The sequence below is a fragment of the Pantoea sp. AG702 genome, from assembly GCF_003182295.1.
Lineage (GTDB): Bacteria > Pseudomonadota > Gammaproteobacteria > Enterobacterales > Enterobacteriaceae > Pantoea > Pantoea ananatis.
Genome location: NZ_QGTU01000006.1, coordinates 90,453 through 115,680 on the forward strand (window position 1 = coordinate 90,453; position 25,228 = coordinate 115,680).

At 55.0% G+C, this 25,228-nt stretch carries 30 protein-coding genes; 20 read left to right on the forward strand and 10 right to left on the reverse strand.

Annotated elements, in window-relative coordinates; genetic code table 11:
• Positions 1 to 5: 5 nt before the first annotated feature.
• On the reverse strand, positions 6 to 1,385 hold the full coding sequence (gene dbpA / locus DFO57_RS16305; RefSeq protein ID WP_110015529.1) for an ATP-dependent RNA helicase DbpA: 1,380 nt from the start codon (positions 1,383 to 1,385) through the stop codon (positions 6 to 8).
• A gap of 407 nt (positions 1,386 to 1,792) precedes the next feature.
• Here dbpA and DFO57_RS16310 point away from each other — a divergent pair, with 407 nt between their 5' ends.
• Positions 1,793 to 2,011, forward strand: coding sequence for a hypothetical protein (locus tag DFO57_RS16310; RefSeq protein ID WP_014606481.1), 219 nt, complete (start codon positions 1,793 to 1,795; stop codon positions 2,009 to 2,011).
• Between the two features lie 66 nt (positions 2,012 to 2,077).
• Here the strand turns inward: DFO57_RS16310 and DFO57_RS16315 are convergent, their stop codons facing one another.
• Both DFO57_RS16315 and DFO57_RS16320 read right to left on the reverse strand, forming a co-directional pair.
• Positions 2,078 to 3,460 (reverse strand): amidohydrolase, encoded by a 1,383-nt coding sequence (locus tag DFO57_RS16315; protein ID WP_110015530.1) that lies wholly within the window; start codon positions 3,458 to 3,460, stop codon positions 2,078 to 2,080.
• Between the two features lie 91 nt (positions 3,461 to 3,551).
• Positions 3,552 to 4,412 carry a LysR family transcriptional regulator gene (locus DFO57_RS16320; protein ID WP_078829204.1) on the reverse strand — a complete coding sequence of 287 codons (861 nt, stop codon included), beginning with the start codon at positions 4,410 to 4,412 and terminating at the stop codon, positions 3,552 to 3,554.
• 86 nt (positions 4,413 to 4,498) lie between these two features.
• Here DFO57_RS16320 and DFO57_RS16325 point away from each other — a divergent pair, with 86 nt between their 5' ends.
• The 5 genes from DFO57_RS16325 to DFO57_RS16345 all read left to right on the forward strand — a co-directional run bounded on the left by DFO57_RS16325 (position 4,499) and on the right by DFO57_RS16345 (position 9,980).
• Positions 4,499 to 5,662, forward strand: a complete 1,164-nt coding sequence (locus tag DFO57_RS16325) for a cyanate transporter (protein WP_014606478.1) — start codon at positions 4,499 to 4,501, stop codon at positions 5,660 to 5,662.
• Between the two features lie 216 nt (positions 5,663 to 5,878).
• Positions 5,879 to 7,534: an L-lactate permease gene (lldP, locus tag DFO57_RS16330; protein WP_078829203.1), complete on the forward strand. Its 1,656-nt coding sequence runs from the start codon at positions 5,879 to 5,881 to the stop codon at positions 7,532 to 7,534.
• Positions 7,531 to 8,316: a transcriptional regulator LldR gene (gene lldR, locus DFO57_RS16335; RefSeq protein ID WP_014593039.1), complete on the forward strand. Its 786-nt coding sequence runs from the start codon at positions 7,531 to 7,533 to the stop codon at positions 8,314 to 8,316. The genes lldP and lldR overlap by 4 nt, the downstream gene beginning before the upstream one ends.
• The gene (gene lldD, locus DFO57_RS16340) at positions 8,316 to 9,488 is read left to right on the forward strand and encodes an FMN-dependent L-lactate dehydrogenase LldD (protein WP_013024816.1); all 1,173 of its coding nucleotides are present in this window, start codon (positions 8,316 to 8,318) and stop codon (positions 9,486 to 9,488) included. Before lldR ends, lldD begins: the two co-directional genes overlap by 1 nt.
• A 63-nt stretch (positions 9,489 to 9,551) precedes the next feature.
• The gene (locus DFO57_RS16345) at positions 9,552 to 9,980 is read left to right on the forward strand and encodes an OsmC family protein (protein ID WP_078829202.1); all 429 of its coding nucleotides are present in this window, start codon (positions 9,552 to 9,554) and stop codon (positions 9,978 to 9,980) included.
• Between the two features lie 330 nt (positions 9,981 to 10,310).
• Here the strand turns inward: DFO57_RS16345 and DFO57_RS16350 are convergent, their stop codons facing one another.
• Both DFO57_RS16350 and DFO57_RS16355 read right to left on the reverse strand, forming a co-directional pair.
• The gene (locus DFO57_RS16350) at positions 10,311 to 10,541 is read right to left on the reverse strand and encodes a hypothetical protein (RefSeq protein ID WP_014606474.1); all 231 of its coding nucleotides are present in this window, start codon (positions 10,539 to 10,541) and stop codon (positions 10,311 to 10,313) included.
• A 98-nt stretch (positions 10,542 to 10,639) separates the two neighbouring features.
• Positions 10,640 to 10,819, reverse strand: a complete 180-nt coding sequence (locus DFO57_RS16355; protein WP_013024819.1) for a hypothetical protein — start codon at positions 10,817 to 10,819, stop codon at positions 10,640 to 10,642.
• 411 nt (positions 10,820 to 11,230) lie between these two features.
• Between DFO57_RS16355 and DFO57_RS16360 the strand changes: the two genes are divergently transcribed.
• From DFO57_RS16360 to DFO57_RS16375, 4 genes are all read left to right on the forward strand, one after another.
• Entirely contained in the window at positions 11,231 to 11,539 is a 309-nt protein-coding gene (locus DFO57_RS16360) for a PTS sugar transporter subunit IIB (protein ID WP_015700865.1), read from the forward strand.
• 83 nt (positions 11,540 to 11,622) lie between these two features.
• Positions 11,623 to 12,927, forward strand: coding sequence for a PTS sugar transporter subunit IIC (locus DFO57_RS16365; protein ID WP_042677568.1), 1,305 nt, complete (start codon positions 11,623 to 11,625; stop codon positions 12,925 to 12,927).
• A gap of 3 nt (positions 12,928 to 12,930) precedes the next feature.
• Entirely contained in the window at positions 12,931 to 13,245 is a 315-nt protein-coding gene (locus DFO57_RS16370) for a PTS lactose/cellobiose transporter subunit IIA (protein WP_013024822.1), read from the forward strand.
• A 13-nt stretch (positions 13,246 to 13,258) separates the two neighbouring features.
• Complete coding sequence (locus DFO57_RS16375; protein ID WP_042677567.1) at positions 13,259 to 14,689, forward strand: glycoside hydrolase family 1 protein; 1,431 nt, start codon at positions 13,259 to 13,261, stop codon at positions 14,687 to 14,689.
• A gap of 25 nt (positions 14,690 to 14,714) precedes the next feature.
• Here DFO57_RS16375 and DFO57_RS16380 read toward each other — a convergent pair whose 3' ends face one another.
• Together DFO57_RS16380 and DFO57_RS16385 are read right to left on the reverse strand one after the other, a co-directional pair.
• A complete protein-coding gene (locus DFO57_RS16380) occupies positions 14,715 to 15,728 on the reverse strand; it encodes a LacI family DNA-binding transcriptional regulator (RefSeq protein WP_022622681.1) in 1,014 nt (337 codons plus the stop codon).
• A 94-nt stretch (positions 15,729 to 15,822) separates the two neighbouring features.
• Positions 15,823 to 16,470 (reverse strand): CPBP family intramembrane glutamic endopeptidase, encoded by a 648-nt coding sequence (locus DFO57_RS16385; RefSeq protein ID WP_014606469.1) that lies wholly within the window; start codon positions 16,468 to 16,470, stop codon positions 15,823 to 15,825.
• Positions 16,471 to 16,990: 520 nt separating this feature from the next.
• Between DFO57_RS16385 and DFO57_RS16390 the strand changes: the two genes are divergently transcribed.
• Both DFO57_RS16390 and DFO57_RS16395 read left to right on the forward strand, forming a co-directional pair.
• Entirely contained in the window at positions 16,991 to 17,287 is a 297-nt protein-coding gene (locus DFO57_RS16390) for an I78 family peptidase inhibitor (RefSeq protein WP_041456002.1), read from the forward strand.
• A gap of 208 nt (positions 17,288 to 17,495) precedes the next feature.
• Positions 17,496 to 17,816: a hypothetical protein gene (locus DFO57_RS16395; RefSeq protein ID WP_015700863.1), complete on the forward strand. Its 321-nt coding sequence runs from the start codon at positions 17,496 to 17,498 to the stop codon at positions 17,814 to 17,816.
• A gap of 12 nt (positions 17,817 to 17,828) precedes the next feature.
• Here the strand turns inward: DFO57_RS16395 and DFO57_RS16400 are convergent, their stop codons facing one another.
• Positions 17,829 to 18,080: a biofilm development regulator YmgB/AriR family protein gene (locus tag DFO57_RS16400; RefSeq protein WP_014606466.1), complete on the reverse strand. Its 252-nt coding sequence runs from the start codon at positions 18,078 to 18,080 to the stop codon at positions 17,829 to 17,831.
• A 395-nt stretch (positions 18,081 to 18,475) separates the two neighbouring features.
• Here DFO57_RS16400 and DFO57_RS16405 point away from each other — a divergent pair, with 395 nt between their 5' ends.
• The 4 genes from DFO57_RS16405 to DFO57_RS16420 all read left to right on the forward strand — a co-directional run bounded on the left by DFO57_RS16405 (position 18,476) and on the right by DFO57_RS16420 (position 21,343).
• Positions 18,476 to 18,766, forward strand: coding sequence for a hypothetical protein (locus tag DFO57_RS16405; protein WP_110015531.1), 291 nt, complete (start codon positions 18,476 to 18,478; stop codon positions 18,764 to 18,766).
• A gap of 145 nt (positions 18,767 to 18,911) precedes the next feature.
• The gene (iraP, locus tag DFO57_RS16410) at positions 18,912 to 19,166 is read left to right on the forward strand and encodes an anti-adapter protein IraP (RefSeq protein WP_014593043.1); all 255 of its coding nucleotides are present in this window, start codon (positions 18,912 to 18,914) and stop codon (positions 19,164 to 19,166) included.
• A 119-nt stretch (positions 19,167 to 19,285) separates the two neighbouring features.
• Positions 19,286 to 19,588 carry a PsiF family protein gene (locus DFO57_RS16415; RefSeq protein ID WP_014606464.1) on the forward strand — a complete coding sequence of 101 codons (303 nt, stop codon included), beginning with the start codon at positions 19,286 to 19,288 and terminating at the stop codon, positions 19,586 to 19,588.
• A gap of 222 nt (positions 19,589 to 19,810) precedes the next feature.
• Positions 19,811 to 21,343, forward strand: coding sequence for an FAD-dependent oxidoreductase (locus tag DFO57_RS16420; protein WP_110015532.1), 1,533 nt, complete (start codon positions 19,811 to 19,813; stop codon positions 21,341 to 21,343).
• Between the two features lie 49 nt (positions 21,344 to 21,392).
• Here DFO57_RS16420 and proC read toward each other — a convergent pair whose 3' ends face one another.
• Complete coding sequence (proC, locus tag DFO57_RS16425; RefSeq protein WP_029569700.1) at positions 21,393 to 22,205, reverse strand: pyrroline-5-carboxylate reductase; 813 nt, start codon at positions 22,203 to 22,205, stop codon at positions 21,393 to 21,395.
• Between the two features lie 296 nt (positions 22,206 to 22,501).
• Here proC and DFO57_RS16430 point away from each other — a divergent pair, with 296 nt between their 5' ends.
• Entirely contained in the window at positions 22,502 to 22,951 is a 450-nt protein-coding gene (locus tag DFO57_RS16430; protein WP_014593046.1) for a YaiI/YqxD family protein, read from the forward strand.
• Position 22,952: 1 nt separating this feature from the next.
• On the opposite strand, the gene DFO57_RS16435 is transcribed toward DFO57_RS16430, so the two are convergent.
• The gene (locus tag DFO57_RS16435) at positions 22,953 to 23,672 is read right to left on the reverse strand and encodes a DUF2076 domain-containing protein (protein WP_022622675.1); all 720 of its coding nucleotides are present in this window, start codon (positions 23,670 to 23,672) and stop codon (positions 22,953 to 22,955) included.
• A gap of 282 nt (positions 23,673 to 23,954) precedes the next feature.
• Between DFO57_RS16435 and aroL the strand changes: the two genes are divergently transcribed.
• The 3 genes from aroL (at position 23,955) to ppnP (ending at position 25,225) form a co-directional block, all read left to right on the forward strand.
• The gene (gene aroL / locus DFO57_RS16440) at positions 23,955 to 24,479 is read left to right on the forward strand and encodes a shikimate kinase AroL (protein ID WP_014593048.1); all 525 of its coding nucleotides are present in this window, start codon (positions 23,955 to 23,957) and stop codon (positions 24,477 to 24,479) included.
• A gap of 111 nt (positions 24,480 to 24,590) precedes the next feature.
• Positions 24,591 to 24,782, forward strand: a complete 192-nt coding sequence (locus DFO57_RS16445) for a YaiA family protein (RefSeq protein ID WP_014606461.1) — start codon at positions 24,591 to 24,593, stop codon at positions 24,780 to 24,782.
• Positions 24,783 to 24,934: 152 nt separating this feature from the next.
• Positions 24,935 to 25,225, forward strand: a complete 291-nt coding sequence (ppnP, locus tag DFO57_RS16450; protein ID WP_013024838.1) for a pyrimidine/purine nucleoside phosphorylase — start codon at positions 24,935 to 24,937, stop codon at positions 25,223 to 25,225.
• Positions 25,226 to 25,228 lie beyond the last annotated feature (3 nt).

The following is a 25,228-nucleotide window of genomic DNA, read 5'->3' on the forward strand; positions in this document are numbered from 1 at the left end:
TTTTTTTAATCTTTTAACAGGACTGCCCGGCAGGTCTTGCCTTTAATTTTGCCCTGCTTGAGCTTGACCAGTGCGTGCTTAGCCTGGGCCGCTTCTATCGCCACATATGCATGAGTCGCGGTGAGATCGATTTTACCGATTTGGTCAGCCCGGTAACCCGCCTCGCCCGTCAGTGCCCCCAGGATATCGCCGGGGCGGATTTTGGCTTTACGCCCGCCATCAATGCAGAGCGTCATCATGGCGGCCGGTAACGCTTTACTGCTTTTCTTTAACGAACTGGCCGCAACCCAGGGCAGCTTCTGTTGCAGGAAGTCTTCAAGAGCATGAGCGCGTGCCATTTCGTCTGCAGCGACAAAGCTCACCGCTGCGCCCTGTTCGCCAGCGCGCGCGGTGCGGCCAATGCGATGCAGGTGCACTTCCGGATCCCAGGCCAGCTGATAGTTTACCACCAGCGACAGTAACTTGATGTCCAGCCCACGGGCCGCAACATCGGTTGCGACTAATACGCGGCCGCTGCCGTTGGCAAAACGGATCAGCACCCGTTCGCGATCGCGTTGTTCCAGATCGCCATGCAGGGGCAGGGCGCTGATATCGCGTGCATTGAGCGCAGCCGCAATATCATCGCACTCCCGCTTGGTATTACAGAACACCACGCAGGAAGAGGGCTGGCGTTCGCTGAGCAGACTGATCAGCAGAGACAGCTTTTCACCGTGGCTGGCTTCAATAAACTGCTGCTCGATAGCAGGGAGTTCACTCACTTCTTCCGTGACCACGCTCAGCGCCTCACGCTGAAAGCGCTGGCTCAGGGCGGCAATGCCTTCCGGCCAGGTCGCGGAGAACAGCAGCGTCTGACGTGATGCTGGCGTGGCAGCGATAATCGTTTCCATATCGTCGCGGAAGCCCATTTCCAGCATGCGATCGGCTTCGTCCAGTACAAGCGTACGCAGGCTCTCCAGCTTCAGCGTCTCACGCTTAATGTGATCCAGAATACGGCCCGGTGTGCCGACCACGATATGAGGCGCATGCACCAGCGAATCGCGCTGGGCGCTCATAGGCTGGCCGCCACATAAGGTTAAGATCTTAATGTTGCGCGTGAAGCGGGCTAACTGCCGCAGGACGTTACTGACCTGATCGGCCAGTTCCCGGGTCGGGCATAAAATCAGCGCCTGCGTCTGAAAGTGAGTGCTGTCGATATGCTGCAGCAACCCAATACCAAATGCGGCGGTTTTACCGCTGCCGGTTTTGGCCTGCGCACGCACGTCGCGTCCGTCTAAAATCGCGGGCAGCGTGGCGGCCTGAACCGGCGTCATGCTGGTATAGCCCATTTCGCGCAGGTTATCGAGCTGGCTGTCGGGAAGAGAATTAAGCGAGGAAAAAGCGGTCACGGGTGCGGCCTCTGCGGCTAAAAGTGGGGGGCATCATTGCGTGCGCAAGTCTGTCAGAAAGCGTGCGCAACGGCAACGTTAACCTTATGAATAAATAATATCCATTTCACGCGAGTTTTTTTAAGAATAAACTGAAGATGATGTGCGTTATGTGGATTATTTTAATGAATGACAGCGGAATACATTCGCCAGGATCGGGTCCGATAACCGTCTGACAACGTTAATAAATTCATAATCTTTTGTTTATAAGAGCGAATATTGAGTTAACCGGTGAAGCCCGTTTTTTTTACAGGGTAAATAGCATTAGTAATGTAAAAGTATTGGCTTCAGCCCCTGTAAAAATTATTGAGTAACTCCTTTATATTGAGCGACATAGATCGATATAACACTGGCAGAGGGTTTTTTCATTGAATAATATCCCGCAGATCTTGCATGAAGACGTACTAAAAATCGTTGGTCGTGCTGTCCTGACGCTCCATCTTTATGGCGAAACCTTATCGGCAGATAAAGTTGCCTCTATGATCGGATGTTATGCAGAAGACGATCCTGTTGCCCCTGACGGCGCGCCGCTCTATGCGCTGGCGATGGAGTTAATGTCGAAAAAGAGGGAGGCTGGCCGGGCTTAACATCGCTGTGCCTGAGATGTCCGCGCCTCACTTTAGCGCCGTTGCGTAAAGTGAGGCGCATCTGCGTTAAACCTGCTGTCGCACAAACTGCGGTTTACCCCGCGAGAAACTCGCTATCACGGGCGAAATCCGTGCCACCGCTTCCGCCGAACAACTGGCCTCAACCAGCATCATGTTGGCGCTGTCGCCGATGCGCGGCCACTGGCGTTCGCCGCTGGCAGAAAGCGGAAGCACGCCATCAGTCGCAATCGCCAGCGCGCGGCTTAAAGAGAATTCATCCGATCCCCCGTACAGCTGGGCATATAAATTGGCCTTTTCCAGCATGCTGCCGGTGCCAAATGGCGACCAGTGATCGATCACGCTGTCGGTGCCCGTCATGACGTTTACCCCTGCCGCCTGCAACTGCGGCACGGGCATGGTCAGCTTGCCGATGGGCAGCGTAGAGGCAATGCTGAACTGCTGCTCGGCCAGATCGGCAATCATCTTGTCCAGCTCTGCGCCCTGCAGGGTTGCCAGCGCAAAACCATGACTGAGGGTGACCTTACCGCGTAACGAGGGATTATTCTGCACGGTCTTAATCATGTAGCGAATCGCCTGCACGCCAGCAGCAGAGGTTTCATGCAGATGGATATCGACACCGCGCTGGTAGTCGAGTGCAATTTGAAACATGGCATCCAGGGATTTTTCCATCGCGCCATCTACATGGGTGGGATCGAGTCCGCCAACATACTGCACGCCAGATTGCATGGCCTCGCGCATCAGCCCATCAACCTGAGAATGCAGCAATCCATGCTGGGGGAAGGCGACAATCTCACAGGGGAAATCGGGATGGTTTGCCAGCGCGGCCTGCAGATGTTCCAGGCTTTGCAGGCCGCTGACCGGATCGATATTACAATGGCTGCGCGCCCGGGTCGTGCCCATGGCGTTCAGCAGGGCGATAAGCCCTTCGGCTCGGGCCTGAGAGGTGGGCAGCAGCTGTGGAATCAGCACCTGTTCGCGGGCAATCATGTCCATGATCGTTTTGCCTTTACGCGGCCGCGGTGCCTGCCAGGGGCCGCCGTAAAAGGTTTTGTCGAGATGGATGTGCATATCCTGCGTAGACGGCAGCAGCAGCGCACCTTGCGCATCCCAAAACGGCAGTGAACGGTCACCTTGTCCGGCCGGACTGATCTGATGAAATCGACCATCGCGAAGTGTGATGTCGTAGCGCGCCGTTTTCGTCTCAACAATCTCGTCACCGACACGTCCGAAGCCCTCTTCAAGCACTACATTACGTAAAACGTAGTGATCGGTTTGCGGCAAAGCTTTGCCAGAGGATGCGGGCGGTGCGCTGCGGTTGGCGGCCATACCCGGGGCGGTCATTCCGGCCATGATCATACTGCTGGCGGCGGTCAGGCGAACCCCCTGGCGGAGAAAGCGGCGGCGGCTGGTGGGCAAAGCGGTCTGCATCAGCGACTCCTGCGAAAGTGAGTGAGTCTTTAATCTGACAAACTGCGGCTTTCTCTGCTGGGTTGTTTTCCACTGCCTGCTATTTAAAAAATCACTGCCAGTTCAGACCGGCGAAGTCGGCCAGGGCATCGGCCAACTGGCGCTGCAGCCCATCCTCAGGCTGACGACAAAACAGTGCCAGCTCAAACGTATCAATCACCGGTAACCCCTGTTGGCTATCCAGAACCCGATGCGAAGGTAAGCGACAGCTGGCCGGCAGCAGCGTTATCCCTAAGCCCTGGGCGCTGGCGGCGGAGAGTGCCACCAGGCTGGCACTGCTGTACCCAATTCGCCAGCTGCGACCGAGTAAATCCAGCGTCTGGCAGATCTCCTCCCGGTACAGCCCCAGTTGCGGAAACAACACCAGCGGAACCGGCGACTGCTCGAAGCAGGGATGCGCGGCGCTGTCCAGCCACAGCAGCGGCTCCGGTCGCGAAGCCAGTGGGCGCTCACCGTAAGGCTGCTTGATCAGCATGATATCCAGCTCTTCCCGTTGCCAGGCGCGTCGCAGTTCCACCTGCATTCCGCTCATGACATCCAGCCGCAGGTGCGGATGTTCGCGGCTAAACCGTGCCAGCAGTCCCGCGGTGGGGGCGGCGAAGTCTTCCGGAACGCCAAGGCGCAGGATGCCATCGCGCCACTTATCGCTCAGCACATCGTGGGCTTCACCGTTCAGGGCAATGATCCGGCGGGCATAGCCCAGCAGTTTTTCGCCTTCTTCGGTGATCTGCACCTGGTGGGACGAGCGTGCCAGCAGCGTTTTACCAACCATCTCTTCCAGCCGCCGCACCTGTTGGCTGACCGTCGATTGCGACAGGTGCACCCGGTCGGCGGCGCGGGTAAAGCTGGTGGTTTCGCATACGGCAACAAAGCTCAACAGCTGTTGGGGCGTAAACATGGGCTGGCGATTCATTTTTCCACTGCCTGTCATCCTGTTATTTCATTTCCAAATAGTAATCGCTGCTGTCAGGCTGACAACGTTTAATTCCAGGATCCCCTATGAAAAAAGACCCTTTTTTGATGATTGCCGCCCTGATACTGGCCGGACTGAACATGCGGCCACTGATGACATCCGTTAGTCCGCTGCTGGAGCAGCTGCGGGAAAGTATTGGATTATCTTCGCTGGCGGCCTCACTTCTGCCCGCGATTCCCATGATGATGATGGGGGCAATAGCCTTAGTGAGCGCGCCGCTGCTGCAACGTATCCCGCTGCGTAGGCTGCTGTGTAGCGGGCTGGCGCTGTTAGTACTGGCGCTGGCCAGCCGGTTTTTTATCGCGCAAGGCGCCTGGCTGGTGTGGAGCACGGTTCCTGGCGGTATCGGCATCGGGATTGTACAAATGGCCATGCCGGGGTTGATCCGTCAGCGCTTTACGCAGCGCAGCGCCATGATCACCGGGCTATGGGCGGCGGCGTTAATGGGCGGCGGTGGGCTGGGCGCGGCGATGACGCCGTGGATCAGTGCGCACCTGGGCTGGCAGGGCGCGCTCAGCAGCTGGAGTGTGCCTGCGCTGCTGGCCGTCATGCTGTGGTGGAGGATCCCTGCGGCGTCCCCGTCCCGGCAGACATCAGCCGTTATGCCCTCGGTCTGGCGCAATACGCGCGCATGGACGCTGGCGCTGAGCTTTGGGTTAGTAAACGGCGGCTACGCCATCTGTGTGGCCTGGCTGCCGGATTTTTATCATCAACAGGGCTGGAGCGCGCAGGCGGGCGGCGGCCTGCTGGGCGTGATGATTGCCTGTCAGGTTGCCGGTGCCCTGGTGTTTCCCCTGCTGGTGCGGGGGGCGGACAGGCGACCGCTGCTTCTGCTGACGCTGGCACTTCAGCTCTGCGGATTAACAGGCCTGCTGGTGGCACCGCTCTACCCAGCCTGGCTGTGGGCAGGGATAGCGGGCGTTGGCCTGGGCGGCGCATTTCCCCTTGCCCTGGTGCTGGCGCTGGACCATCTGGCGCATCCTCAGGCCGGGGCGCGTCTGGTGGCATTCATGCAGGGCGTCGGCTTTATTATCGCGGGCAGTATGCCGTTTCTTGCCGGGCAATTGCATGAACTTACAGGCCACTTTTCCTCTATCTGGCTGTTGCAGGGGAGCGTAACGGTCATGCTGATCGGCCTGAACCTGCGTTTTCATCCTGAAAGCTACAAACAGGCCTTTCCTGAACGGTAATTGGTCCTACCAAACCAGCAAAACGTTTTCAGCGGCTCACATAACGTTAAAAATAGTGCAGTAACTGTTGCCTAGAGTTAACAGCGGGTTAAGTATCTGTAGCAAGCAAGCGCTGATTGCCAGATTGGTAGGACCAATCGGCGCGGCTGAAGTGACAGATGCGCCACCTGGTTTGCCGATCGCGCATCGCTTTCATCCTCTTATGGAGATCATGGCATGCAGATCTGGCAGCAAAATTACGATCCGCTCAACAATATCTGGCTCTCCAGCCTGATTGCTTTGCTTCCTGTTCTGTTTTTCTTCTTTGCGTTAATCAGGTTAAAGATGAAAGGCTATCAGGCCGCCACGCTCACGGTCGTCCTTGCGCTGCTGGTCGCGCTGTTGCTGTATCGGATGCCGCTACAGCAGGCGCTGGCGTCAGCGGTTTACGGTTTTATGTATGGCCTGTGGCCCATCGCCTGGATCATCGTGGCGGCGGTTTTTGTTTATAAGATCTCGGTTAAGACAGGTCAGTTCGACATCATCCGCGCTTCCATCTTATCGATCACGCCCGATCAGCGCTTACAGATGTTGATTGTGGGGTTCTCTTTTGGCGCCTTTTTAGAAGGTGCGGCAGGTTTCGGCGCGCCGGTCGCCATCACGGCCGCGCTGCTCGTGGGGCTCGGTTTTAATCCGCTCTATGCCGCAGGCTTGTGCCTGATCGTCAATACTGCGCCCGTGGCGTTTGGCGCGATGGGGATCCCGATAATTGTGGCGGGCCAGGTGACCGGGCTGGACAGCTTTGCCATCGGTCAGATGGCAGGCCGTCAGCTTCCGTTACTGACGATCGTCGTGCTGTTCTGGATCATGGCGATTATGGATGGCTGGCGCGGTGTCAAAGAAACCTGGCCCGCCGTGATCGTGGCGGGGGGATCGTTCGCGATAGCCCAGTTCCTCAGCTCCAACTTTCTGGGGCCGGAGCTGCCCGATATTATCTCCTCGCTCGCCTCACTCATTTCGCTGACGCTGTTTTTGCGCGTCTGGCAGCCGGTGCGCATCTTTCGCTTCAGCGAAACAGAAAGCCCGCACGCGGGCCAGCCTGTGAACCGGCAAAAATACACGACAGGTCAGGTGGTGCGCGCCTGGATGCCGTTCCTGTTTCTGACGGCAACCGTCACGGTGTGGAGCATTCCACCTTTTAAAGCGCTGTTCGCAAAAGGCGGGGCCTTAGCGGAATCGGTGCTCAGCCTCCCTGTGCCCGGCCTTGATGGCTGGGTAACCAGAATGCCGCCGGTGGTCGCGCAGCCCAGTAGCTGGCCGGCCATTTTTAAACTCGACCTGCTCTCGGCAACCGGTACGGCTATTCTGGTTGCCGCCCTCGTGGCTATCATCTTCCTGAAGATGAAGCCCCGGACTGCGGTAGTGACCTTTGCTGAAACCCTGAAAGAGCTCATGTTGCCCATCTACTCCATCGGGATGGTGTTGGCGTTTGCTTTTATCTCTAACTACTCCGGCCTCTCTGCCACGCTGGCGCTGGCATTGGCCCACACCGGCCATGCGTTTACCTTCTTCTCGCCTTTCCTGGGCTGGCTCGGCGTGTTTCTGACCGGCTCGGATACGTCATCGAATGCCCTGTTTGCCGCCCTGCAGGCGACGACCGCGCAGCAGATCGGCGTTTCCGATATCCTGCTGGTGGCGGCAAATACCACCGGGGGCGTGACCGGTAAGATGATCTCGCCGCAGTCGATAGCCATTGCCTGTGCCGCCGTCGGGCTGGTAGGCAAGGAGTCGGATCTGTTCCGTTTTACCGTCAAGCACAGCCTGATATTTACCTGCCTGGTGGGCATCATTACCACGCTTCAGGCTTACGTTTTTCCCTGGATGATCCCATGACACCAAACTTACTGCCGTCCGCCGATCCGCTGCGGGTTCGGCTCCAACAGTATATTCGCGACCATCAGCTTGAGCCCGGCATGCGTTTGCCTGCCGAGCGCCAGTTGGCTGCGGCGCTTGGCGTCTCACGCTCGTCGCTGCGCGAAGCTATTCAGCAGCTTATCAGCAGCGGAATATTGACGAGCCGACGCGGCGACGGCACCTGGCTGCGTCAGCCCCAGGAGCCCTGGTCTGAACAGCGCATTGTTGAGCCGATTCGTCAGCTGTTGGCCAACGATCCGGATTACCGCTATGACATTCTGGAAGCGCGCCACGCGATTGAAGCCAGCACCGCATGGCATGCGGCACTTCGGGCAACAGAGTCAGATAAGGAACGACTGCAGTACGCTTTTGACGCCACGCTGGCGTTGAAGGAGAGCGACGATCCCCATCTGGCCGGTCAGGCCGATCTGCGCTTTCACCTCGCTATCGCGGAAGCCTCGCATAACGTGGTGCTGCTACAAACCATGCGCGGATTTTTTGATTTGCTGCAGTCCTCGATGTTGCACAGCCGCAGGTTGATGTACACCAGCCCGGCGATTTTCGACCGCCTCACCGTTCAGCACAGGGCAATGCTTGACGCCATTTTACTGGGTGATGCCGAGGCCGCCCGCTTAGCGGCGATGGATCATCTTGGTTTTGTTCATACCACGATGAAAACGCTTGATGAAGACGAAGCCAGACAGGCGCGTATTACGCGTTTACCAGGCCATCACCTGGACAACCACAAGGAGACACGCTGATGATCATTTCTGCCGCCAGTGACTACCGCGCCGCTGCACAACGTATTTTGCCGCCTTTCCTGTTTCACTATCTGGATGGTGGGGCTTATGCGGAGCACACACTCCAGCGCAACGTCGCCGATCTCTCGGAGGTGGCGCTGCGCCAGCGCATCCTGCGCAACATGTCCGAACTCAGTCTCGAAACCACCCTGTTTAATGAAACGCTGTCCATGCCCGTGGCGCTGGCACCGGTCGGGCTGTGCGGCATGTACGCCCGACGGGGCGAAGTGCAGGCCGCCCGCGCCGCCGCAGGCAAAGGCATTCCTTTCACGCTGTCCACCGTTTCTGTGTGCCCTATTGAAGAGGTGGCACCGCAGATCAATCGCCCCATGTGGTTCCAGCTCTATGTGCTGCGGGACAGAGGCTTCATGCGCAACGCGCTGGAGCGGGCCAAAGCGGCGGGCTGCTCTACGCTGGTGTTTACCGTGGACATGCCGACGCCGGGCGCGCGTTATCGCGATGCGCATTCGGGCATGAGCGGTGAAAATGCCGCACTGCGGCGATACTGGCAGGCCATCACCCATCCAAAGTGGGCACTGGATGTAGGATTGCAGGGCAGGCCGCACGATCTGGGGAATATCTCCACCTATCTCGGCAAGCCTACCGGCCTGGAGGACTATATTGGCTGGCTGGCGAAGAACTTTGATCCTTCCATTTCCTGGCAGGATCTGGAGTGGATTCGTGATTTCTGGGATGGCCCGATGGTGATCAAAGGCATTCTGGACCCTGAGGATGCCCGTGACGCGGTGCGCTTTGGGGCTGACGGTATCGTGGTTTCTAACCATGGTGGTCGCCAGCTGGACGGCGTGCTGTCCTCGGCCCGTGCCTTACCTGCGATTGCGGATGCGGTCAAAGGCGATATCACGATCCTTGCCGACAGCGGCATTCGTAATGGACTGGATGTGGTGCGTATGATTGCGTTGGGCGCAGACAGCGTCCTGCTGGGGCGCGCCTTTATCTATGCGCTGGCGACACAGGGACAGCGCGGCGTTGAGCATTTACTGACGCTGATTGAAAAAGAGATGAAAGTCGCGATGACCTTAACCGGCGCGAAGCGCATTGCCGATATCACCCAGGCTTCGCTGGTGCAGGCAAATGCGCTCCTGCAGGAAGCCAATCTGCGTCCGGCATAGTCGCCCGCTGCGAAATCAGATGCGTTGTCTATACTTACCTTCTTTACCAACAGGAGGAATGACATGACCATTCATAAGAAAGGCTCGGCGCATTGGGAAGGCGATATTAAAGGCAAAGGCACAGTCAGCACCGAGAGCGGCGTACTGGACCAACAGCCCTACGGCTTCAACACCCGCTTTGAAGGACAAAAAGGCACTAACCCAGAAGAGCTGATTGGTGCGGCACATGCGGCCTGTTTCTCTATGGCGCTGTCGCTGATGTTGGGTAACGCAGGCCATAAGCCTGAAAGCATCGATACCACTGCAGACGTCTCGCTGGATAAAAAAGGTGAAGGCTTCGCGATCACCAAAATCGCCTTAACCAGCACCGTTTCTCTGCCTGGCATTGATAACGACACCTTTGATGAAATCATCAATAAAGCCAAAGCAGGCTGTCCGGTTTCTCAGGTGCTGAATGCAGAAATCACGCTCGACTACACCCTGAACAACTGACGACGATCCTGCGTCACTTTTCGTGATGCAATCGGTCGTGATGTCATCGGTGATAGTACCGAATCCAGATGCGCCTGCGGGCGCATCTTCGTGTGCGGCATCCAATCGTCGCAGGGGCAGGCGGTTCTGCAAAGCACGAGAAAAAGGCGGTTCGTCTTGCCAGTAACGCGTGACGTACTGTTGTCGAATGAGGGGACAGCGATAATATGCGCATGAAATCGTGGCTTTCTCGCCACAAGCTTGGTGTGCTGCTAATGGTGGTACTGCTGCTGGAGTTACTCTACTTTCTGCTTACCGCATCCTGGTTTCCCTGGAACGCCACCTGACACGTCAGGCATACATCTCTTCTCCACGCTTAGTCCGCACGTCGCTGCGCGCAATACGGTAAGCCTTACCGGGATCGCCCGCCACAAATTCAAATGTTGGCGAATAGTAGAACGGAAGCCAGCCGCCATAGGCGCTTTCCCATTCCCAGCGTACCGGACAGGGCCACAGAATGCCTTCATACAAAATGTAATAAACCCAACGCCCAGTTGGACGGCGGGGACGACTACTTTTCATGGGATTCACGACTGTGTTGGTGTAAAACAGCTTATATTTTGAACGCTAAACGGCATCCTTGCAATGTTGTCTGCCTGTTTTTGTGTCCTTGCACCTGTTCAGTTATCTGAACGATGCACTTCACCACAAAGCAGCACCACGTTTGGGCGGACTTTATGAATGCGGTTTGCCATGACTTCACAGGCGGCTTTCGTTGGATAGATGCGCTCCGACACCGGCAACGCTTCACAGGCATCATGTCCACAGGCGCTCACCAACAATACAAAACCAATCAACATAACCGACTCCTTCTCCCGGTTCGCACATCACGAAATGGATGAGTGTTCCTTTTTTATAAAACCAGTATAGCTAATTGCCGTCGGGGCACTCATCACGCTGGACGGTATCGGATTGCTCTGACGCATTATAAGGCTTGCGCGCCTGAACAGCAGTGAAATCTTACTGTTAACAGCACGCGCCGCCACGCCGTCGCGTTAATTTCTGACGCCGCAACCCCATCGATTTTTATCTCTGCCGTGACGATGTTCAGGGTCAGAAAATGATCGCGCCTGTTGTAGGTTTTATTGCTCAACAGCGATGCCGGTACGTTTTGATATTTCTCACACTTCTGACATGCAAATCTGAAACCGGTTGCAGAAAATCTTTACCCTGTGTATTCGTTAATCATTCATCACACGGAGGAATTAACAATGCCAAAGATTTTGCTGTGCTGCGCCGCCGGAATGTCCACCAGTATGGTGGTACAGAAAATGGAAAAAGCCGCTAAAGAACAAGGCATAGCGGTAGAGATAAAAGCTGTGGGAATTGAAGAGTTTACTGATCTTATTGCCGACTATGACTGCTGCCTGCTGGGGCCGCAAATTAAATATAAGCTGGCGGATTTTGAGCCTGTCGCCCAACAACACAGTAAACCCATCGCAGTGATTAACAGCATGGATTACGGAATGATGAAGGGTGAAAAGATATTAAGTGATGCACTTAAGCTTATTCATCCCTGATGAGTAAGAAACTGAAAAATATATCGCAGGCCTGTATTTGCCTGTGCAGCGTTATTCTCGTTTTCCTGAGCAGGAGTTAAGGGATGAGCCGCTTAAGCGAATCGTTATTCGGCGTTATCGAAAACCGCATCAGTCCGCTGGCGGGGCGCCTCTCCAGCCAGCGCCACGTCATCGCCATCCGCGATGGATTTATTGCCTCAATGCCGTTTCTGATTGTGGGTTCCTTCATGCTGCTGTTTGCGCATCCTCCTTTTTCGGCAGACAGCAGTTGGGCCTTCGCACATTGGTGGCTCGGCATGGTCAAGGCACATGAAGAAAAAATCATGATGCCGTACAACATGACGATGGGCATTATGGCGCTCTATATCGCCAGTGCTATCGCCTACAACCTGGCAAACAGCTATAAGATGAACGGCTTTATGGCTGCCAGCCTGTCGCTGATGGCGTTTCTGGTCGTGGCCGCACCGCAAACGGGCAAAATGCTGCCGGTAGGATCGCTGGGCGGGGAGGGGATTTTTACCGCCATTCTGGTCGCGCTTTTTGCCACGGAGCTGATGCACTTTTTGCAGAAACACAACATCGGCTTTAAATTACCCGAACAGGTGCCGCCGAAAATTCGTCAGTCCTTTGACCTGCTCATTCCCATCATTACCATTTTTATTACCTTATTTCCGCTTAGCCTGTGGGTACAGGCACAGTTTGGCATGCTGCTGCCGCAGGCCATCATGGCGATCTTCTCTCCGATCATCTCCGCCTCGGATTCACTGCCCGCCGTGCTGGTCGCCGTCCTGCTGTGCCACCTGTTGTGGTTCGCAGGCATTCACGGTGCCGTGATTGTCGGCGGGATTTTGCAGGCCTTCTGGCTGACCAATCTCGGCCTGAACCAGCAGGCACTGAATGCGGGTGAGCCTGTCAGCCATGTGTTTATCGAACCCTTTTGGCAGTTTTTTATCGTGATTGGCGGTTCCGGTTCCACCATGGGGCTGGTATTACTTTATTTGCGAAGCCAGTCTGCCCATCTGCGCTCCATTGGCAAACTCAGCATCGTGCCCAGTATGTTCAACATCAACGAGCCGGTTATTTTTGGCTCGCCTGTCGTGATGAACCCCATTCTGTTTATTCCCTTCGTTCTTGCTCCCTTGGTCAATGCCGTCATTGCCTGGATCGCCACTAAAACCAATCTGATTAACCACGTCATCTCGCTGGCACCGTGGACCACGCCCGCCCCAATTGGTGCGGCCTGGTCAACCGGCTGGGACTGGCGCGTTATCGTGCTGATTGCCGTGCTGGTGACGATTGCCACGTTGATTTACTACCCGTTTTTTAAAATGTACGAGCGTCAACTGCTGCAGCAGGAACTGAGCGCAGCACAACCGGTAAAGGAGTAATGCATGGAAATCGATGAAAGCACGGTAATCGAACTGATTATCCAGGCGGGCGAAGCGCGCTCCTGCTCGATGGAAGCGTTGCGTGCGGCCCGCCAGCAAAACTGGGAACGAGCAGACAGCATGCTGACCGCCGCGACGGCGGCGGCAAAGGCGGCGCATCAGATACAGACCCGGCTCATCGGTGCTGATGAGGGCAGCGGAAAAATCCCGGTCAACCTGATTATGGTTCACGCCCAGGATCACCTGATGAACGCGATGCTTTGCCGCGAGCTGGCAGAAGAAATTATTCAACTGCGTCGGGAGCTTGCCGCACGTTAAAAAAGGAGATTTTATGCAACATTCGACACTGACCGCATTTCCGGACGGTTTTCTCTGGGGCGCCTCGACCTCGGCATATCAGGTGGAGGGCGGATGGGATGCAGATGGTAAAGGGCCGTCGGTTATCGACAAAGCCACGTTCAGCCAGGCAATTACGGATTTTACCGTTTGCAGTGACCACTACCACCGCTTTAAAGAGGATATCGCCCTGCTGGCGGAAATGGGACTAAAAACCTACCGCTTCTCCATCGCCTGGAGCCGTCTTTACCCGGAAGGCGACGGCGCGTTAAACGAGGCGGGCGTGGCCTTTTACCAGCAGTTAATTGATGAGATTTGCCGGCACGACATTACACCGCTGGTCACGCTTTATCACTTCGATCTGCCCTGGGCCCTGCAGCAGGACGGAGGCTGGTCTTCTCGCCGCACGGTAGCGGCATTTGAACGTTTTGCCATTACCTGTTTTGAGCAGTATGGCAGCCAGGTCAAATACTGGCTGACCATCAACGAACAGAACATGATGATCCTGAAAGGCGACGTGATCGGGACGTTACCGGCTGGCACCGCCGATCCACAGAAAACCCTGTATCAGCAAAATCACCACATGATGCTGGCGCAGGCAAAGGCGATGATTGCCTGCCACGAACGCTTGCCAGACGCTAAAATTGGCCCGGCACCGAATATCTCCTGCGTCTATGCGGCAAGCTCGCGGCCAGAGGATGTGCTGGCGGCGGACAATTTCTCTGCAATCCGTAACTGGCTTTATCTGGATTTAGCCGTTCACGGGCGCTACAACCCTGTGGTATGGGCTTTCTTAAAACAGCGCGGCTGGCTTCCGACGATCGAGGATGAGGATATGGCCATCATCGCCGCCGGTCAGCCCGATTTTATCGCCTTTAACTATTATGCTTCGGCCACCGTCGGGGCAGAGGGCGAACATCATGACCCCGACAGTCGGCCCCATGCCGATCAGCAAATGGCCGGCATCGACCGCTCCGTCTACGTGGGCTGTAATAATCCGCATCTGCAGCAAAATCAGTTTGGCTGGTATATCGATCCGGTGGGCTTTCGCATCACCGCGCGCCAGATTTATGCACGTTATGCCTTGCCGCTCATCGTTACCGAAAATGGCTTAGGGGCGTTTGATACCCTGGCGGCCGACAACAAGGTGCATGATGATTACCGTATCGACTATCTGCGTGAGCATATCGCTCAGCTGCAGCTGGCCATTGCCGATGGCGTCGAGCTGTTCGGTTATTGCCCGTGGTCTGCTATTGATCTGGTGAGTACCCATCAGGGCATCAGCAAACGTTACGGATTTATTTATGTGAACCGCGATGAAAAAGCGTTAAAGGACCTGGCACGCTACCGCAAAAAAAGCTTCTTTTGGTATCAGAAGCTGATTCGCAGTAACGGCGCAACGCTGAACGCGTCGGTGGACTACTAAGACCGCGCGGCAGGGATGCCGCGACTTACCGCTTATGAGGCCCGTCCGCGACCGAGGCGCGCTCAATCAGATGGCCGCTAAAGGGCGGCAAGGCTTCCACCTCCTGACCTTCCAGCATGGCGACCAGCTGCGCCAGCGTGTGCTGAATCATTTCTGCGACCGGCACATGCACGGTGGTCAGCGGCGGCAGGAAAAACTCGGCCATACGGATATCATCAAATCCCAGCAGAGAAACATCCTGTGGCAGCCGTTTTCCCGCGGCATGAAGCGCCAGCGCGGCCCCGATTGCCATGTCATCGTTACTCGCCATCAGGGCGCTGAATGTCACGCCCGCGTCCAGCAGCTGCTTTGCCGCCGCCATCCCACTGGCCGGCGTCCACGCGCCCTGCACGATGCAGGCCCTGTCCGCAAGCCCCTGCTCAGCCAGGGCCTGCTCATAACCTGCCAGGCGAGCGGCAGCGGTAGGGGAACCCGTCATACCACGAATAAAGGCAATGTCGTGATGCCCGCGCGCGATCAGATAACGCGTCGCCTGAAAGGTATTGTGCTGATGTGTAGCCCAGACACAGTGGGCCGGATGACGCGGCAGCTGGCGATTCACCACCATAATTGGGATATCGTGCTGCTCGATAATGGCATCCAGTGCCTCGGTGTCCAGAAAGCGGGGATAGATAATGATCGCGTCACAGCGCAGGTCGAGCAGAAACTCAATTGCGGCGCGCTCGTCGTCCGCGCAGGTTTTGCCATCAGCCAGAATTAACTGGCGACCGTAGTTATTGGTCAGGGTGGCAGCCTGAAACAGCAGCTCGCTGAAGTAGGGGCCGTTAAAAAGCGAGTGGGTAACAATTAAGCCAATATTTTGGGACTTTTGCGTGGCCAGGCTGCGCGCCAGCAGATTGGGGCGATAACCGGTTTCGGCAATGGCCTGATAGACCTTTTGCTGCGTACTTTTACTGACGTAACGATTTCCCGCCAGCACACGCGAGACGGTGGCTTTAGAAACTCCGGCCTTGCGGGCCACATCCAGCATGGTAATCATTGGCTTACAGACCATCCATCCCTGCGGTTAAAAAAGGATACTAGCTGATTTTTCGCAGGTTATTGACGGAGGGGCAATAAAAAAATGATGCCTGTCAGGCGAAATACCAGGCGGGCAGGATAGCAATCAGGTTGTTCAGCGTATGCAGAAAGACCGGCAAGGCCAGCGAATTGCTGCGCAAGCGGGCATAGCAAAGCAGCAGAGAGAAGAGCGTCAGCGCTACCACGGTTTCCCAGTGAACATACTGCGTATGCATCAGCGCAAAGAGCAGGGAGGTCAGTAGCATGCAGGCAAAACGGCTGTTGGGTGCCCAGAGCAGAAAGCCCTGCAACAAAAAGCCGCGAAACAGCACTTCTTCAAATACCGGGGCCAGCAAGACGGCGGTGAGCAACAGGATAAGCATCGAGCTGCGTCCCTGCTGCGTTTGCGCGACCAGCCAGCCTTCAGGCTGTAAGTACTGGGTTTGCGCCGCCATTAAAATAAACAGGGCGCCAATAAAAAGTAACGTCTGACCTGAGCGTAAAAAGCCCAATGGAATATCCGTACGACGCTGGCAGTAGAACCGATACAGCGGATAGATGACCGCAAACTCGAACAGGCAGAGTACAGGCACCAGCAAACCGTCATTACGCAGAATACCGTAATTCGGAAACAGGGTAATCAGCATGGTAACGAGGTAATAGACAACAAAGCTGCCGACATAAAACAGTGTCAGCGTCACTCTGTCGGAATTGGTGTTCATAGGCGACCCAGCCAGCGATGATAAACGCATAGTAGCAACGCGTCGGATCGCTGTCGAGAGAGCGTACGACACAATATTTTTTGTTCAACGCCTTCAGGGCGTTATGCCGGTTTGATGTGCATGGATTCAGGGGGCAAACCCACTGTCAGAGAGGGTTGCAACAGGCTGTCAGACGCCTGCGCCGCAGCCTGAGAACAAGACGTGCAGCAACAAGGGCATGATGACTGGCTAGCGGATGCTTACCGCGATCAGGGTCAACAAGAGGGCAAAGCTAATAAAAAGGATCAGTTCCACTCGCGCTTCCTCAATAACTCATCGTGTCATGGGGGAGTCCGCAAATACTATCAGAGGCTTCTCGCGGTAATTTTAGCCAGCAAGTGCGATTCATCTGTCAATAACCGCATTCCCTAGCATTTAATCCCTGGTATTGTGCGGTAAGTTTGATTTTAGCGGTTCATACCTGCTGACAGGCTTGTTACTCTTCGGAGTCAGGTTTTACACGTCCATGAGGAGAAAACACGTGAATCATTATGGAAAAGCGCTGGCGGCCGCCGGTTTTTTACTGCTGGCGGGCTGCCAGTCGGCCACACAATCCGACAAGGCCGCCGTGCCGCTGGATGCGCAGGCGGACAGCTGTGGCGCATCTCAGTATCAACACTTTGTGGGCAAGCCGTTGTCTGCCATCGATAATCAGCGTTTCACGCAAAAAGTGCGTGCCATCCCGTGGAATTCAGCGGTAACGATGGACTTTAATTTCACCCGTCTGAACTTTATGGCCGACAAAAGCGGTAATATCAGCCGTGTCTATTGCGGTTAAGTGGCAAATAAACAGCGCATTGTCATAGAGTTGTCATGGCGTCAGGCGAAGATAACGCCTGTACCCTGTGGGTAGGCGATAACCGTTATCGATCGGTTCAATCAACAGGGTAAGGATTTCCTCGTTACATCAATATGCAATGCTCGTCTTGTTTATTCCCGCTCAGGCGGGAATTTTTTTCTGGTTAAGCCCGAAGAAGGAGCAACGCATGGAATATTTCCAGAGGATTTCAGTCTTATTTTTGCTGCTGGTCAGCCCGGTTGCTCTGGCTTCAAGCCCGGAGGCATGGCAGAAAAGCCAGCAGGTGATGCGGCAGGCGTGCATCAACGCCAGCACCTTAAGCAAGGTAAAAGTACTGGGTCAGGTTGTCGAGTACGATGACAGCGTAGGCTACAGCGCGTTACTGCTTGAAGGGCTCTATCCGCAGAAGCACATGAAAAACCGCCGGGGACGAGAGCTTTGCCTGTTTCAGCGCAGCAGCGGTCGGGCCAGCGTAAGCGAGGCCAACCAGTACCGGCTGGCGAAGTAAGTTAACAGCGGCTCACTCGTGGGGCCGCGCCTCCATCAGCCGGGCTAACAGGGCACGATAGCGTTGCAGGCGTTGCTCATCCCCTTCAAATTCCAGCTTATTGATCACGCGTGCGATAACGGCTTTATTGGTCGTGGGCTGTCCGGCTTCCATCAGTTCCCGCATAATAACGGCCAGCAAATCCGACTCTGGCGGGACATTCCAGTCCGGGCTGTTGAAATAATCGGTGATAGCACGGCTGGCGCTGTTAGATTGCACTCTCATTCTCCATCTCCGCAAACAGACAGCCCGCCCGGTACGCGATTGCGCAGTAGGCAGAGTCAGGTGAGTTAGTGGCCCCCGATATGCACGACAAGGTTTAATCGGGCGCATTACGTCGATCAGAACGACCCACGTCCCGCACGAATCTGGCGGTTTTTTAAACATAGGTCTGCCGTTACGTCTTGTCAGTAACAACCTGAAATATTTTTCAAATGTGATGAGTGATTTTCAAATAATGCCGCCAGGTTACGACGGCTTTTAGCACGTAGTTAACTGATTAATAAGTTTATTATTACCGCAGATAAAACCTGGGGCAGAGGCAAAAAAATCGTGCTTATCTCGGGAAACGTCGCCCGACACACGCGTAGTGTGAAGAGGAAATCTGCAGGGTTCGTGGCATGGGACTGCGGGATCTTACCTTTCGAAAGGCGGTGACGCTGAAAGATTTCCTGCCCTGTCTTTCCGTGGCCAGAGAAGTGTCAGATACGCTTTGCCAGTTAAGAGCAGAACGTGCTGGCAGCAAAAATAAGGCATTTATCGACGCTTACCATGATGACAAATCCGTGGCCAGAGAAGCGTCAGATACGCTTTGCCAGTTAAGTGCAGAACGTGCTGGCAACAAAAACAAGGCATTTATCGACGCTTACCATGATGACAAAATGGTTACGCCTCGCTTGTCAGTAGAATAAAAACGTTTCGCTCACAATAAATAGAATAAGATAACACCGCCCCCGCGCTGTTATTTTAATGTACTGATAAACAGAATAAAAAATTCCTTTTTTTTTATTCTGGCGGGTGATATTTTTTTCTTCACCCTGCTGAAGAGGCACCGGCATGAAAAATCTGATTGCTGAGCTATTAATTACGCTGGCAGAAAAAGAAGAAGCGTCTAAAGAGCAGGTCGTGCAGATCGAAGCGCTGGAACTTGTGATCACCGCAATGCTGCGCATGATGCCGCCTGAGCAGCATCAGTCCCTCGTCAACAGCATTGATACGGCCATGATTCATGCCGGAGTGGATCACAACGATCACAATGCCGCGTTATTAAAAAACGCTGTCACCCGATTACTTCACCGGCCCCACAGCTAAAATCACGCTGATCACCAGAATAAAATTGCGATCTCTGTATTATTCCAAAGCAAAAGTCGTCTGATTCTTTTCTGGCATGCCAGAATAAATACTGTCTTTATCACAACGGAGTGAAAACAATGAAAGGCAATATCCTGATGATAGTCCTGGCAGGAATAATGATGAGCAGCCACGCCAGCGCGGCAGATAAAACGCCGCAGCAGCAAAAAATGGCGATGTGTAATGAACATGCCAGCAGCCAATCGTTAAAAGGCGATGTGCGTAAGCAATTTATGAGCGATTGCCTGAAGAAAGACAGCAAAGTCGCGGACATGTCGCCGCAACAAATAAAAATGAAAACCTGTAATCTCCAGGCCGGAGATAAAAAGCTGACCGGTGATGCACGTAAAACCTTTATGAGTCAGTGCCTCAAAAAAAGCTAAGACTCAGCCGGCCATTTCGGTGGCCGCCTCCTCTCTTCGCCTGCCATCAGTGCGCTGCAGCACGCTTTTAATTACTGAAGAAACAGATGATTAGCGAAAAAAATCGCCATTGAGGCGCAAACTTTTCCAATCCTTTGCCACACTTACTGTTTATAAGGGATTGCGCCGCGCGCGTGCGGGCGCGGTGCTTTTACCCGTGACGGTTGGAAAAGGAGCCATGTCGTGAACTATCAATTTGTTATTGCTCTCAAGGATTTACCGCAACGTCAGCCGGTTAAAAAAAAGCTGGGTGAAACAGAGTTTTTACTCATCCGTGAGGCTGACAGCGTCCAGGCTTTCCAGGCAAAATGCCCTCATGCAGGCGCGCCGCTTGAGCAGGGCGCTATCTGCGGCGACAGGCTCATCTGTCCCTGGCATAAAGCGGCGTTTGAACTGAGCAGCGGTAAAATGTGCGAGCCGCTGGCGCTGGCCGACCTGAAACAGTATCCCGTTCGCATCGAAAATGGCCAGATTCTGGTTAACCCTAAAGCGATGTCGCCTGCTTCGCCAGTGGGCAGCGGTGCCAGCGCCCCGGTCTTTGTGGTACTGGGCGGGGGCGCGGCCGGGAGTGCGGCACTGTGGCGATTACGCCACGACGGCTTTAAGGGCCGCCTGGTGCTGGTAGAGAGTGAACCGGAAGCCCCTTACGACCGCACGGCGCTGACGAAATTTGTTCCCTCAGGCAAAATGGATATCGATGATGTGCCGTCGCTGCTTGGCAGTGACATACTCGATCACGTCGAGCGCATCCAAAAGCGCGTTGAGCGAGTTGATAATGAGGCGCACCGTCTGGTGTTTGCCGACGATAGCACGTTGCAGTTCGATAAATTATTAATTGCAACGGGCGCAGAACCTGTCAAGCCGTCGCTTGCTGGCGCTGATTTAGCGGGCGTACATATTCTGCGCAACAAGCAGCATACCGCGTCCCTGCTAGCGGCCGTCGATCGAAGCCAGCAGATTGTGATTATCGGTAACAGCTTTATTGGCATGGAGCTGGCCTCGTCGCTGCGTAACCGTGACGTTGAGGTGACCGTCATTGCACGTCACGTGCTGCCGTTTGCGGCGCAGTTTGGTGAGGCTATAGGCCGTTATTTCCATCAACTGCATCAGGCCAACGGCGTAACATTTGTGGAAGGTGAGATTGCGTCGCTTCAGGGCGAAAACCACGTGACGGGCGTGCGGTTAAAAACCGGTCAGCAGATCGCTGCCGATGTGGTGCTGTTCGCCACCGGCGTTAAACCGGCCACCTCGTTTATTCACGACCTGCCGCGGGTTGAAGATGGCAGCCTGCAAACTGATGAGCAGCTACGCGTGGCAGAAAACGTCTGGGTAGCCGGCGATATTGCAACCTATCCTTCCGCCCAGGGGCCGCTGCGCATCGAGCATTTTCGCGTGGCAGAGCAGCAGGGCCAGACCGCAGCAATGAATATGCTGGGAAATATTCATCACTATGACCGCGTGCCGTTTTTCTGGACCGCGCATTATGGTACCCGCTATGAATATATTGGTCATGCCACAGACTGGGACGACTACCAGCAGGTGGGATCGCTGGAAGAGAAAACGTTTATGGCCTTTTACGGCAAGGAAGGGCGGCTGGCTGCGGTTTTCTCGTGTGGACTCTACACGCTGACCGCCGAGCTGGTCGAAAAGATGCAGGAGCCCATGACGATGGAACAGGCACTGGCATGGTATCAGGCCCACCATTCTGCACAATAATGGGCCCGCAAAACCGTCTGGCAAACGGCATGTTTGCCAGATATATCGGTTAACTGCGGCTCAGCTTGTCCGACTTCGCCATGCACTGCTGCATGGCTTCGATCACGGCTGAACGGAAGCCTTTTTCTTCCAGCACTTTCACCGCTTCAATGGTGGTGCCGCCGGGCGAGCAGACCATATCTTTCAACTCACCGGGATGTTTACCCGTTTGCAGCACCATCTGTGCGGAGCCTTTCACGGCCTGGGCCGCAAACCGGTAAGCCTGCGCGCGCGGCATGCCGCCCGCCACGGCGGCATCGGCCATGGCTTCAATAAACATAAACACGTAAGCCGGAGCTGAACCACTGACGCCAACCACCGAGTGGATCAGGTATTCATCGACGACCGCCGCCTGACCAAAGCTCTCAAATATCGCGACCACTTCATCGGTCTCGCTCTGTTCAACCAGCACGTTGGGCGTAACGGAGGTCATGCCTTCACCGACCAGGGAAGGGGTGTTTGGCATTGCGCGAATGATCTTACGATCGTGCCCCAGCACGGAAGCCAGGTTATCCAGCGTCACGCCCGCGGCAATTGAAACGACTACTGCTTCTTTTTTCAGGCTGTTAGCCAGTTCTTTCAGCACTTTGAGGATCACATTGGGTTTGACCGCACCAAACAGAATATCCACGTGCTGGGCCAGCGCTTCCGCACTCTCCGCGGCGTTAATACCGTACTGTTCGGCCATTTGCTGATTGGTGCTCGGTTTGCGGTCGTAAATCCAGATAGCTGACGGTGTCATTTGCCCGCTGTTTATCAGCCCGCCAATGATGGCTTTTGCCATGTTGCCACCGCCAATAAATCCGATTTTCTTTTCCAGCATCACCGTCTCCTTTCCTGTTTTCACCGTTATCAACGCTGTAGCTTACTGCAGACAGGATTAATAACAAGTTAGCGGTAACGCACGGCGGCCGGTGCCAAAGGGCAAAAGAGAGTGATGGCGGCACGTTTTTGTGGTGAACGCGCGTTGAGCACTCCCTTCATCGTTGACGATATTCGGGGGGCTGACGTGCGTTCTGAACGCGAGATCTGGCCATAGCGGAAGCCGGGGAATTTTACTTAACCCCGTTTTGCAAAACAGGTTAACATCGTCGCTATTTTCCAGAATAAGGAACACCAATGTCTATCTGGGTCGATGCGGACGCCTGCCCAAACGTCATAAAAGACGTGCTGTACCGGGCGGCGGACAGAACGCAAACCATGGTCACCTTTGTTGCGAATCAATTTTTACGCGTACCGCCATCGCCCTGGTTGCGCACGCTACAGGTGCCGGCTGGGTTTGATGTTGCCGATAATGAAATCGTGAAGCGTGTGCAGGCTGGCGATTTGGTGATTACGGCAGATATTCCCTTGGCCGCAGAGGTGATTGAAAAAGGGGCGTCGGCGCTGAATCCGCGCGGGGAACGGTATTCACCTGCCACCATACGCGAGCGGTTGACGATGCGTGATTTTATGGACACGATGCGCGCCAGCGGCGTACAGACAGGCGGTCCCGCCGCCATGAGCCCGCGGGACCGCCAGCAGTTTGCCAATGAACTAGACAGCTGGCTCAGACAGCGACAACGTTAAATCAAACAAAACTGTCGTCGTCATCGTAATCATTGCCGCCGAAGTCATTCAGATCGCCATTGTCGGCATAGGTGTCACTCCAGCCGTTGCTTTGATCCAGGAAGGACTGATTGTCGGCACCTGTTCCCTGATCGAGAAACGACTGATCGTTCCCGCCATTAAAGGTATTCAGGCTGTCATCGACCTGAGGCAGCGACTGGGGTTCGTTAATGATGTTAACGATCTCTTCCGGCTGCGAGTGGTGGAACATGCTGGTCAGCATATCGGCCATGACCACACCGCCTGCTACGCCCACGGCGGTTTGCAGTGCGCCGCCCAGAAATCCGCTGCCACGGGGCGCAGGTGCGCTGGCATAGGGCTGCTGCGGCGGCTGTTGCGGTGCGCTGTTCCACTGGGGCGATGGCTGAGCCGGTTGGGCCTGCTGACTGCCGCCGCCAAACAGGCTGGATAAAAACCCGCCACTGCTTTTTGGCTGCTGCTGTTGCTGAGCCTGTTGCTGAGCCAGATGATTTTCCAGCTCCTGAACCCGCTCATTCAGTTTTTTAAGTGCCGCTTCCTGAATCAAAATGGCCTGAGCCATATAGTAGGGCGCGCCTGGTTGCGCCTGCAGGTGTTGTTTGATCAGTTGTTCGGCAGCAGCATCGCGTGCCGCAGTCTGGCTTTCAGCTTGTTTCAAACGGCTAAACAGATTTTCAATCAGTTCTTGTTCTTCGCGTTGCATGATGACTCTCCCGTTGCGACTGTTAACAGTATATGGGGGCGACGTGCAGCAATGTAAATTCGTGGCGGTAAGCAAATGTTGCTGACGTAAACTTTTTTACCCAATGCACAAAATGTGCATCGTTAACCTTCTGTATTTCTTTGTTTTTTTGCAAGAGTGGGTGCAATCATGCGTAAAATACGCTCAATGGGTAGAGGACGAAATAAATTCCCGCTATGATGCGTCCTATTATTGAGCCTAACCTGCAGCTGTGATGGGCTGCGCGGCGGAGGAACTGCCCTGATGTCCTTGTCCATTTTTTTGATCGGTGCGCGCGGATGCGGAAAAACCACTATCGGTGAAGCCCTGTCTCATGCGTTGGGTTATGCGTTTCGCGATACCGATCATCACCTGCAATTCACGACGCAGCGTACCGTAGCGGAAATTGTGGCTGCGGAAGGATGGGAGAGCTTTCGTGCGCGTGAAACCGACTCGCTCAAAGCCGTAACCGCCCCGTCAACCATTATCGCCACCGGTGGCGGAATGGTGCTGGCGGAAGGTAATCGCCGTTATATGCGTGAGCACGGTCAGGTGATCTGGTTAAGTGCACCGCCTGATATCCTGGCCCGTCGTCTGGAAAGCCAGCCGGAAAATGCTCAGCGCCCCACGTTAACCGGACGCCCCATCGCGGAAGAAATGGGTGAAGTGCTGCGCGCCCGTGCGCACCTGTACCGTTCTGCCGCGCATCACGAGGTGAACGCCATGCTGGCACCTGAACGCGTCGTTGAACAGATCCTGCAGTCGTTATCTCTGGCGCGTGCCAGTTAACCCTCAGATTTATCCCGCTTTCGCCGTCCTTTCCGCCGTATTGACTATACTTATCCCATGGCAGGCAATCGCCTGTCGTGTGGAATGTCATTTAGCGAAGAGGGACACATTATGCCGACAAGACCTCCTTACCCCCGAGAAGCGCGCGTTGTCACTGTGGAAAAAGGCCCCGAAGGCAAAAAAGTGACGTCATGGCAACTGCGGGCCGACCATCCCAAGCCAGATTCGTTAATCAGCGAGCACGAATCAGAGCAGGAAGCGCATGATGCAAAAGATCGCTATGAAGATGTAGAAAAAGAGTAAGCCTCTGCTCTGGCAAGGAAGCCATTGATTTCCCCTGGTTCCCGCGGCAGCCATTGCCGCGCGGCGATCACAATCACTCACTATTTCGCGTGACAGATCAGCAAGTTCCCTTCTACACTGCCAGTCACCCTAATGTGCTGTGAGGAAGGTTTATGCTCAATGTAAGTGAGTATTTTGACGGAAAAGTTAAATCCATCGGTTTTGACAGTGCGAGCACCGGCCGTGCCAGCGTCGGTGTTATGGCAGAAGGTGAATACACGTTTGGCACCGCCCAACCGGAAGAGATGACCGTGGTAAGCGGCTCAATGAAAGTGTTGCTGCCGGGTGAGACAGAGTGGAAATGGTTTGAGGCGGGATCGGTGTTTAACGTACCGGGCCACAGCGAGTTTCATCTGCAGGTAGGCGAGCCGAGCGCATATCTTTGCCGCTATCTGAAAGACTAAGAA